We start from the raw sequence: 9,667 nt of genomic DNA on the forward strand, positions 1-9,667 counted from the left end.
GCGTCCGCCCCGGCCGAGGAGAGCGTGGCCGAGCCGGTCGCGGAGCCGGAGGTCGTCAAGGCCCCTGAGCCGGTGGCCGAGGCGCCCGCCGAAGCACCTGCCGAGGCCCCGGCCGAGGCGCCCCAGGGCCGTACGCGCCGCCGGGCGACCCGTAAGGCGACCGCCCCGGCGGGCTCGCCGGCCCCGGCCGATGCGGTCGTGTCCGAGCCGGTCATGGCGGAGCCCGCCGAGTCCGCCCCGGCCGCCGATGAGCCGGTGTCCGGGCCCGACCCGGTCGCCTCCGAGGACCCGGTGGTCGAGGCATCGCACGCCGAGGTCCCGGCCGAGGAGCAGGCCGCGCCGCCGCGTGTCCGGCGCCGCGCCACCCGCAAGGTCAGCGCGCCCGCCGGTTCCCCCGCGGGGGCCGAGGAGGCCGCAGTCGTCGTGGTGGAGGCCCCCCCCGAGGCGGAGGCGGAGGCCGAGCCCGAGGCGGCACCGGCCAAGAAGGCGGCCCGCAAGACCGCCAAGAAGGCCACGGCCAAGAAGGCGGCCGTCAAGAAGACCGCCGCGAAGAAGACGACGGCCAAGAAGGCGGCGGCGAAGAAGACGGTGGCGGCGGAGCAGCAGACCGCGTCGCCCGTCACGGCCACGGCCGACGAGGTCTGACCCGGTCTCGCACCGCGCGCGACGCAGTCGGGCCGGTCCCCTCGCGGGACCGGCCGGCTGCGTCGAGGCCCCGGGCCGCTCCCGCCCCCGACACGAAAGCCCTCCCATGCGCAAGATCCAGAAGGCCGTCATACCGGCCGCCGGGCTCGGTACCCGGTTCCTGCCGGCGACGAAGGCCACTCCCAAGGAGATGCTGCCCGTCGTCGACAAGCCGGCGATCCAGTACGTCGTGGAGGAGGCCGCCGCCGCGGGGCTGAGCGACGTGCTGATGATCACCGGGCGCAACAAGCGGGCGCTGGAGGACCACTTCGACCGGAACTACGAGCTGGAGTCGGCGCTGACCCGCAAGGGTGACGCCGCACGGCTGGTGCGGGTCCAGGAGTCGAGCGACCTCGCGACCATGCACTACGTCCGCCAGGGCGACCCGCGCGGCCTCGGGCACGCCGTGCTGTGCGCGGAGCCCCATGTGGGGGACGAGCCCTTCGCGGTGCTGCTCGGTGACGACCTGATCGACCCGCGCGACCCGCTGCTGTCCCGGATGACCGAGATCCAGGAGCGCGAGGGCGGCAGCGTCGTCGCGCTCATGGAGGTGGCGCCCGAGCAGAGCCATCTGTACGGGTGCGCCGCGGTGGAGCCCACGCCGGACGGCGACCTCGTCCGGGTGACCGGTCTGGTCGAGAAGCCGGAGCCGGGCGACGCGCCCAGCAATCTCGCGGTCATCGGCCGTTATGTCCTGGACCCCGCCGTCTTCGCCGTGCTGCGGGAGACCGAGCCGGGCCGGGGCGGCGAGATCCAGCTGACCGACGCGCTGCAGCAGCTGGCCGCCGACGAGAAGCTCGGCGGTCCGGTGCACGGCGTCGTCTTCCGGGGCCGCCGGTACGACACCGGCGACCGCGGGGACTACCTGCGGGCCATCGTCCGCCTCGCCTGCGAGCGCGAGGACCTGGGCCCCGACTTCCGCACCTGGCTGCGCGCCTACGTGGCGGCCGAGCTCTGAGGCGCCCGCCGGACGTACGCACCCCACCCGAGACATCCGTAACACCGCACCAAGGACCAAGGAGAACCCCATGATCGGCATGATTCTGGCGGCCGGCGCCGGCCGCCGCCTGCGCCCCTACACCGACACGCTTCCCAAGGCCCTGGTGCCGGTCGGCCCCGAGGGCGACGAGGAGAGCCTGACGGTGGTCGACCTGACGCTCGGCAACTTCGCCGAGGTCGGCCTGACCGAGGTCGCGATCATCGTGGGCTACCGCAAGGAGGCCCTGTACGAGCGCAAGGCGGCGCTGGAGGCCAAGTACGGCGTCAGCATCACGCTGATCGACAACGACAAGGCCGAGGAGTGGAACAACGCCTACTCCCTGTGGTGCGGCCGCGACGCCCTCAAGGACGGCGTCATCCTCGCCAACGGCGACACCGTGCACCCGGTCTCCGTCGAGAAGACGCTGCTGGCCGCCCGCGGCGACGGCAAGAAGATCATCCTGGCCCTCGACACGGTGAAGCAGCTCGCCGACGAGGAGATGAAGGTCGTCGTCGAGGACGGCAAGGGCGTGCGCCGGATCACCAAGCTGATGGACCCGGCCGAGGCGACCGGCGAGTACATCGGCGTCACGCTGATCGAGGGCGAGGCGGCCGAGGAGCTGGCCGACGCCCTGAAGACCACCTTCGAGCGCGACCCGGACCTGTACTACGAGGACGGCTACCAGGAGCTCGTCAACCGCGGCTTCAAGGTCGACGTGGAGCCGATCGGCGACGTGAAGTGGGTCGAGATCGACAACCACGAGGACCTGGCCAAGGGCAGGAAGATCGCGTGCCAGTACTGACCCGGCTGATCCCCGCACCGGTCGTCGTCGACATCCGGGCCGGCGCTCTGGCGGATCTGGCGGGCGTCCTCGCCGATCAGCGGATCTCCGGCTCGGGCAAGCTGGCGGTGGCGATCAGCGGGGGCAGCGGCCGGGCACTGCGGGAGCGGCTCTCGGACAGCCTGCCCGGCGCCTCCTGGTTCGAGGTGGGCGGCGGCACGCTGAACGACGCCGTCAAGCTGGCCGAGGCCATGAAGTCCGGGCGGTACGACGCCGTGGTCGGCCTCGGCGGCGGCAAGATCATCGACTGCGCGAAGTTCGCCGCGGCGCGGGTCGGGCTGCCGCTGGTCGCCGTGGCGACGAACCTGTCCCACGACGGCCTGTGCTCCCCGGTGGCGACGCTGGACAACGACGCGGGCCGTGGCTCCTACGGCGTCCCGAACCCGATCGCCGTCGTCATCGACCTCGACGTCATCCGGGAGGCCCCGGTCCGCTTCGTGCGCTCCGGGATCGGGGACGCGCTGTCGAACATCTCGGCCGTGGCGGACTGGGAGCTGGCCCACCGGGTCAACGGCGAGGACATCGACGGCCTGGCCGCCGCGATGGCCCGGCAGGCCGGCGAGGCCGTGCTGCGCCACCCCGGCGGCCTGGGCGACGACTCCTTCCTCCAGGTGCTGGCCGAGGGCCTGGTGCTCACCGGCATCTCGATGTCGGTGGCGGGCGACAGCCGGCCGGCCTCCGGCGCCTGCCACGAGATCAACCACGCCTTCGACCTGCTCTTCCCGCAGCGGGCCGCCAGCCACGGCGAGCAGTGCGGGCTCGGCGCGGCGTTCGCGATGCACCTGCGCGGCGCCGTGCAGGAGTCCGTACGCATGACCGAGGTGCTGCGGCGCCACGGGCTGCCGGTGACCGCCGAGGACATGGGCTTCGGCGTGGAGGAGTTCGTCTCGGTGGTCGAGTTCGCGCCCCGGACCCGGCCGGGCCGGTACACGATCCTGGAACACCTGAACCTGTCCGCGGACGGGATCAGGGACGCCTACGCCGAGTACGTCAGGACCGCCGCGGTCTGAGCGGGGCGGGGCGGGCCGGACCCGGTTTGACCGGTTGTCCGGGGCCCCGTAACCTTGACTGTCGGCGTTTGTTCGCCACACCTCTGAGCACTGACCTCCCGCTCGTACGGGAGAGGCCGCTCGTCCAATCCGGATCGTCACGGGTCCCCGGACCCGTGTGAGCGGCTGGCATCAGGGGTTTCCGCTTCGAGTGAGAGTGAGATCCGCGTGTACGCCATCGTGCGCAGCGGTGGTCGCCAGCACAAGGTTGCTGTCGGCGACATCGTTGAGGTTGACAAGATTCCCACCGCCAAGGTTGGCGACACGGTAGAGCTCTCTACCCTGCTCGTTGTCGACGGCGACGCCGTGACCAGCGACCCGTGGGTGCTGGACGGCATCAAGGTCCAGGCCGAGATCGTGGACCACCACAAGGGCGCGAAGATCGACATCCTTCGCTACAAGAACAAGACCGGTTACCGCCGTCGCCAGGGTCACCGCCAGCAGTACACGGCGATCAAGGTCACCGGTATTCCCGCGGCTGCGAAGTAAGGGACTGAGAAGACATGGCACACAAGAAGGGCGCATCGTCCACCCGGAACGGGCGCGATTCCAATGCTCAGCGGCTCGGCGTGAAGCGCTTCGGCGGTCAGGCCGTCAACGCCGGTGAGATCCTGGTCCGCCAGCGCGGCACCCACTTCCACCCGGGCACGGGCGTCGGCCGTGGCGGCGACGACACGCTGTTCGCCCTGGCCGCCGGTGCGGTCCAGTTCGGCACGCACCGTGGCCGCAACGTGGTGAACATCGTTCCGATCGCCGGCTGAATTCCCGGCGCTCGTCGAGCGGTATGACGTGGAGGCGGACCTCACTTCCTGTTAGGGGAAGTGGGTCCGCCTTTCGCGTGTTGCTCCTAATGAGGGCTGCACGAGCACCTTTCTGCACGTATGTAACTGGAGGATTCACCCATGACCACCTTCGTGGACCGCGTCGAACTGCATGTCGCCGCGGGTAACGGAGGCCACGGCTGTGCCTCCGTTCACCGTGAGAAGTTCAAGCCGCTCGGCGGCCCGGACGGCGGCAACGGCGGCCGCGGCGGCGATGTGACCCTGGTCGTCGACCAGGACGTCACCACGCTCCTCGACTACCACCACCACCCCCACCGCAAGGCCACCAACGGCCAGCCCGGCGCGGGCGACAACCGCACCGGCAAGGAGGGCCAGGACCTGGTCCTGCCCGTGCCGGACGGCACCGTCGTCCTCGACCGCCAGGGCAATGTGCTCGCCGACCTCGTCGGCCAGGGCACCGCGTTCGTCGCCGGCCAGGGCGGCCGCGGCGGCCTCGGGAACGCCGCACTGGCCTCCGCCCGGCGCAAGGCCCCCGGCTTCGCGCTGCTCGGCGAGCCCGGCGAGGCCCGGGACATCGTCCTGGAGCTCAAGACCGTCGCGGACGTCGCCCTGGTGGGCTACCCGAGCGCCGGCAAGTCCTCGCTGATCTCCGTGCTGTCGGCCGCGAAGCCGAAGATCGCCGACTACCCGTTCACCACCCTCGTCCCGAACCTGGGCGTGGTCACCGCGGGCAGCACCGTCTACACCATCGCCGACGTCCCGGGCCTGATCCCGGGCGCCAGCCAGGGCAAGGGCCTCGGCCTGGAGTTCCTGCGCCACGTCGAGCGCTGCTCGGTGCTCGTCCACGTCCTGGACACCGCGACGCTGGAGTCCGACCGCGACCCGGTCTCCGACCTCGACACGATCGAGGAGGAGCTGAAGCTGTACGGGGGGCTGGAGGACCGGCCCCGGATCGTCGTCCTCAACAAGATCGACATCCCGGACGGCCAGGACCTCGCGGACATGATCCGTCCCGATCTGGAGGCCCGCGGCTACCGCGTCTTCGAGGTGTCCGCCGTCGCCAGGACCGGGCTCAAGGAGCTGTCCTTCGCGCTGGCCGGCATCATCGCCGAGGCGCGTGCCGCCAAGCCCGTGGAGGAGGCGACCCGTATCGTCATCCGGCCCAAGGCCGTGGACGACGCCGGGTTCACCGTGGCCCTGGAGGACGACGGCATCTACCGGGTGCGCGGCGAGAAGCCGGAGCGCTGGGTGCGCCAGACCGACTTCAACAACGACGAGGCCGTCGGCTACCTCGCGGACCGGCTGAACCGGCTGGGCGTCGAGGACGAGCTGCGCAAGGCCGGAGCCCGGGCGGGCGACGGCGTGGCGATCGGCGCCGAGGACAACGCGGTCGTCTTCGACTGGGAGCCGACCGTGTCGGCCGGTGCGGAGATGCTCGGCCGCCGGGGCGAGGACCACCGCCTGGAGGAGCAGCGTCCGGCCGCCCAGCGCCGCCGCGACCGCGAGGTCGAGCGCGACGAGGCCGTCAAGGAGTACCAGGAGTTCGACCCGTTCGCGTGAGCGTGAGCCGCTGACGGCGAAGCCCCGGAACGACGACGGTCCCGGCGCCCCCTCGGGGGAGCCGGGACCGTTTCGCGTACTCAGACCTGCCCGGTGCGCTCCAGCGCCTCGGCGGGGGAGGGGGCCGGGGTGCGCTCGGCGAGCGGGACGACCGGCGGCAGCGTCTCCTCGCCCAGGAACACCCTGCGCACCACGCGCTCGGCGGCGTACCCGTCGTCGTAGTCGCAGTAGCGCTCCCGGAACGCGGCGCGCAGCCCGGCCGCCTTCTCGTCGCGCCACGCGTCCGAGCCCAGGACGGTGGTGAGCTGCTCCTGCGAGGTCGCGACGGCACCCGGGGGCTCGGCCATGAGGTCGAAGTAGGTGCCGCGCACGACCCGGTAGGTGTCCCAGTCGTCCGCGTAGATCACGATCGGCCGGTCCAGGTTGGCGTAGTCGAACATCGCCGAGGAGTAGTCGGTGACCAGGGCGTCCGCCGCGAGGTACAGCTCCTCGACGTTGCCGTGGGCGGAGACGTCGACGACCCGGCCGCTGGCCTGGAGCTCGGCGAGCCGGCCGGTGGGCTTGTAGAAGTAGTGCCCGCGCACCAGCAGGGTCACGTCGGGGCCCAGCGCCTCGGCCAGCTTCGGCAGGTCGAGCCGGGGGGCGAAGGACTTCTCGTACTCGCGGTGCGTCGGCATGTACAGGAACGCGGTCGAGCCGTCCGCGAGGCCCAGGTCGTGCCGGGCCCGCACGACGTCGGCGGCGGTGGCCCGGAGCAGCACGTCGTTGCGCGGGTAGCCGGTCTCCAGCGTGGTGTACCGGCAGGGGTAGACCCGCTCCCAGACGGTGGTCGAGAACCGGTTGGAGGTCAGGCTGTAGTCCCAGCGGTCGCACCGGCGCAGCAGCTTCTCCATGTCCATGTTGGTGGACGCGGGGTACTGGGCCTGGTCGAGCCCCATCGTCTTCAGCGGGGTGCCGTGATGGGTCTGGAGGTGGACCTGCCCCTCGCGCTTGACGATGGTGTCGCCGAAGTTCACGTTGTTCGTGAGGTACTTGGCACGGGCCATGACCGCCCAGTACTCGCGCGAGCCGACGATCACCTTCTCGACGCCCTCGGGCACCCGGTCGCGGTGCTCGGAGCGCACGGCCCAGACCCGGCGCACGCCCGGCGCGAGGCGGCCCAGCTCGGCCTCGATGGCCGCCGGGTTGCAGGAGTAGCCGCGGCCCCAGTACGCGGAGAACACCGCCAGGTTCTCGTCCAGCGGCATCCGCAGCTGCGACCGGTAGAACATGCCCAGGGCGGTCCGCTTGGCCCGGCCGATACGGGCCTGCCCGCCCTGCCGGGCGCGGTGGCGCACGTTGTTGGCGCGGGTCACGCCGAAGAACGCGGAGTACGAGTCGACCCCGAGCAGCGCGTACTTGTAACCGCGCCCGCCCGGGGGCCGCTCGAAGCCCTCCGGAAGGCGCGCGCGGTAGTCCTTCGCCGCCCGGTGGAAGAACTCGGCGCGCGCGTTGCGCGGGAGCCGGCCCGGCCTCTCCAGCACGGTCAGGAAGTGGTCGACCATCTTGCGGAAGATCGCCGGACGCCAGGGATCGAGGTCGGGCCGCCCGTCCAGGAACGCGAACACCCGGTCGTACTGGTCGAAGACGTCGAAGTGCTTGCGGCTGACCGTGTGGAGGATGTTCCCGCCCTCACGCCGCTGCCGGTACAGCACACAGGAGCGGTCGAGCACGGCGATGCGCTCCGCCGCGATCATGGCGGCGTACGTCCACGGCGCGTCCTCGTAGTAACCGGGCGGGAAGCGGAATCCGTGGCGGGTGACGAAATCGCGCCGGTACGCCTTGTTCCAGACGATCTGCAGCAGGTCCAGCAGCTGCGGGCGCTCGGCGAGGGAGAAGACCGCCGGGTCGCCCTCGGCCATCAGGTCGGAGCGCTTGTTGCGGAGCAGCTGCCCGTCCCAGAAGGCGCGGGTGTAGTCGTAGACCAGGATGTCCGGGTCGTCCGTCGCGTCGAGCCGGGCCGCGATGGCCGCCAGGGAGCCCGGCGCCAGGGTGTCGTCGCTGTCGAGGAAGAGGACGTAGTCACCGGTCGCCAGGTCGAGACCCGCGTTGCGCGCGCGGCCCAGGCCCACGTTCTCCGTGAGGTGCAGCACACGGATCCGGGAGTCGCGGGCCGCGTAGGCGTCGAGGATCGCGCCGGAACCGTCGGGGGAGCAGTCGTCGACGCCGATGACCTCGAAGTCGGTGAAGTCCTGTCCGAGCACGGAGTCCAGACACTCCCCGATGTACCCCTGCACGTTGTACGCAGGCACGATGAGTGTCAGTCGAGGCATCGTCCACCAGTTCCAGAGAGCTTCCGCGGGTTTGTGCGAGGGGGGCGCGGTCGGCACCGTGGGGCAGTGGGGTGCGTCCGGCACCCGGACAGCGTAATTGATCGCTCCGGGCGCTCCCCGAGGGTGCCTCGGGGCGCCCACGTAGGGTGGAACGCTGACGGGTACGGCATGAACAGGGAGAAGCACGACATGACCTGGATGGTTACGGGCGGGGCGGGGTTCATCGGTGCGCACGTGGTGCGCGCGATGCTCGCGGGTGGTCAGCAGGTGGTCGTGTTCGACGATCTGTCCACCGGAAGCGCCGACAAGGTGCCCGCAGGGGTCCCGCTGGTGACCGGCAGCGTCCTGGACCGCGAGGCCCTGGACGCGGCGATCCGGGACCACGGGGTGACCGGGGTGGTGCACATCGCCGGCAAGAAGCAGGTCGGCGAGTCCGTCGAGCGCCCCCTGTACTACTACAAGGAGAACGTCACCGGCCTGGAGGTCCTGCTGGAGAGCATGGTCGCCGCGGGCGTCGGCCGGCTGGTGTTCTCCTCCTCGGCCGCCGTCTACGGCATGCCCGACGTCGACCTCGTCACCGAGCGGACGCCGTGCGCACCGATGAGCCCGTACGGGGAGACCAAGCTCGTCGGCGAGTGGCTGATCCACGCCGCCGCCAAGGCCCACGGACTGCGCTGCGCCTCGCTGCGGTACTTCAATGTGGCGGGCGCGGCCTCGCCGGAGCTGGCCGACGCCGGGGTCTTCAACCTGATCCCGATGGTCTTCGAGCGCCTGGAGGCGGGCGAGTCCCCGCGCATCTTCGGCGACGACTACGCGACGCCCGACGGCACCTGCGTCCGCGACTACATCCACGTCGTGGACATCGCCTCCGCCCACCTCGCTGCCGCCCGCCGGCTGGAGGAGGCCGAGCCCGGCACCGACCTCACGCTGAACATCGGCCGCGGCGAGGGCAGCTCGGTGCGCGAGATGGTCGACCGCATCCTCAAGATCACGGACAACGGAGCCGTCACCGCCGAGGTGACCGCCCGCCGCCCCGGCGACCCGGCCCGGGTGGTCGCGAGCGCCGACCGCATGCGCGAGGAGCTGGGCTGGTCGGCCCGGTACGGGCTGGACGAGATGATCGAGTCCGCCTGGCAGGGCTGGCGCTTGCGTCACCCGTGAGCACGGCCTGTACGCAGGGCTGGCGCTTGCGCCACCCGTAGGCATGGCCTGTACGCAGGGCTGGCGCCTGCGTCACCCGTAGGCATGGCCTGTACGCAGGGCTGGCGCCTGCGCTACCCGTAGGCACGGCCCGTACACAGGGGCCCGGCACCGCTGCCGTCGAGCGGTGCCGGGCCCCTGCGCGTCCCTCCCGGTCCCTCAGGGCTCGCGCGCCGGTTTCGCCGCCTCCGCGCGGCGCTGGGCCGGGATGCCGGGGAGCAGCGATCCGCCGTCCGCAGCCGGTGCGCGTCCGCGGCCCG

General features: G+C 71.7%; 8 protein-coding genes and 1 pseudogene. 8 read left to right on the forward strand and 1 reads right to left on the reverse strand.

Annotation, left to right across the window (positions count from 1 at the left end):
- The 7 genes and pseudogenes from E6R18_RS33465 to obgE all read left to right on the forward strand — a co-directional run.
- Positions 1-645, forward strand: a pseudogene (locus tag E6R18_RS33465) (ribonuclease E/G); the annotation flags it as partial.
- Between the two features lie 106 nt (positions 646-751).
- Positions 752-1,642, forward strand: a complete 891-nt coding sequence (galU, locus tag E6R18_RS33470) for a UTP--glucose-1-phosphate uridylyltransferase GalU (protein ID WP_136320632.1) — start codon at positions 752-754, stop codon at positions 1,640-1,642.
- Positions 1,643-1,712: 70 nt separating this feature from the next.
- Positions 1,713-2,465, forward strand: coding sequence for a phosphocholine cytidylyltransferase family protein (locus tag E6R18_RS33475; RefSeq protein WP_136320633.1), 753 nt, complete (start codon positions 1,713-1,715; stop codon positions 2,463-2,465).
- Positions 2,453-3,514, forward strand: a complete 1,062-nt coding sequence (locus E6R18_RS33480) for an iron-containing alcohol dehydrogenase family protein (RefSeq protein WP_136320634.1) — start codon at positions 2,453-2,455, stop codon at positions 3,512-3,514. The genes E6R18_RS33475 and E6R18_RS33480 overlap by 13 nt, the downstream gene beginning before the upstream one ends.
- 207 nt (positions 3,515-3,721) lie before the next feature.
- A complete protein-coding gene (rplU, locus tag E6R18_RS33485) occupies positions 3,722-4,042 on the forward strand; it encodes a 50S ribosomal protein L21 (protein ID WP_018551604.1) in 321 nt (106 codons plus the stop codon).
- A gap of 14 nt (positions 4,043-4,056) precedes the next feature.
- Positions 4,057-4,314 carry a 50S ribosomal protein L27 gene (rpmA, locus tag E6R18_RS33490; protein ID WP_018551605.1) on the forward strand — a complete coding sequence of 86 codons (258 nt, stop codon included), beginning with the start codon at positions 4,057-4,059 and terminating at the stop codon, positions 4,312-4,314.
- A 141-nt stretch (positions 4,315-4,455) separates the two neighbouring features.
- On the forward strand, positions 4,456-5,895 hold the full coding sequence (gene obgE / locus E6R18_RS33495; RefSeq protein ID WP_136320635.1) for a GTPase ObgE: 1,440 nt from the start codon (positions 4,456-4,458) through the stop codon (positions 5,893-5,895).
- A gap of 80 nt (positions 5,896-5,975) precedes the next feature.
- Here the strand turns inward: obgE and E6R18_RS33500 are convergent, their stop codons facing one another.
- A complete protein-coding gene (locus tag E6R18_RS33500) occupies positions 5,976-8,207 on the reverse strand; it encodes a bifunctional glycosyltransferase/CDP-glycerol:glycerophosphate glycerophosphotransferase (RefSeq protein WP_136320636.1) in 2,232 nt (743 codons plus the stop codon).
- 189 nt (positions 8,208-8,396) lie between these two features.
- Here E6R18_RS33500 and galE point away from each other — a divergent pair, with 189 nt between their 5' ends.
- Positions 8,397-9,368 (forward strand): UDP-glucose 4-epimerase GalE, encoded by a 972-nt coding sequence (galE, locus tag E6R18_RS33505; RefSeq protein WP_136320637.1) that lies wholly within the window; start codon positions 8,397-8,399, stop codon positions 9,366-9,368.
- The last annotated feature ends 299 nt before the right edge of the window (positions 9,369-9,667 follow it).

The sequence above is a fragment of the Streptomyces sp. A1277 genome (genome assembly GCF_004795015.1).
In the GTDB taxonomy this organism is placed as follows: Bacteria; Actinomycetota; Actinomycetes; order Streptomycetales; family Streptomycetaceae; genus Streptomyces.

What these genes read in the sequence shown, in the direction of transcription:
- galU (WP_136320632.1), top strand. Translation starts at nt 752, where the DNA reads ATGCGCAAGATCCAGAAGGCCGTCATACCGGCCGCCGGGCTCGGTACC.
- E6R18_RS33475 (WP_136320633.1), top strand. Translation starts at nt 1,713, where the DNA reads ATGATCGGCATGATTCTGGCGGCCGGCGCCGGCCGCCGCCTGCGCCCC.
- rpmA (WP_018551605.1), top strand. Translation starts at nt 4,057, where the DNA reads ATGGCACACAAGAAGGGCGCATCGTCCACCCGGAACGGGCGCGATTCC.
- obgE (WP_136320635.1), top strand. Translation starts at nt 4,456, where the DNA reads ATGACCACCTTCGTGGACCGCGTCGAACTGCATGTCGCCGCGGGTAAC.
- E6R18_RS33500 (WP_136320636.1), bottom strand. Translation starts at nt 8,207, where the DNA reads ATGCCTCGACTGACACTCATCGTGCCTGCGTACAACGTGCAGGGGTAC.
- galE (WP_136320637.1), top strand. Translation starts at nt 8,397, where the DNA reads ATGACCTGGATGGTTACGGGCGGGGCGGGGTTCATCGGTGCGCACGTG.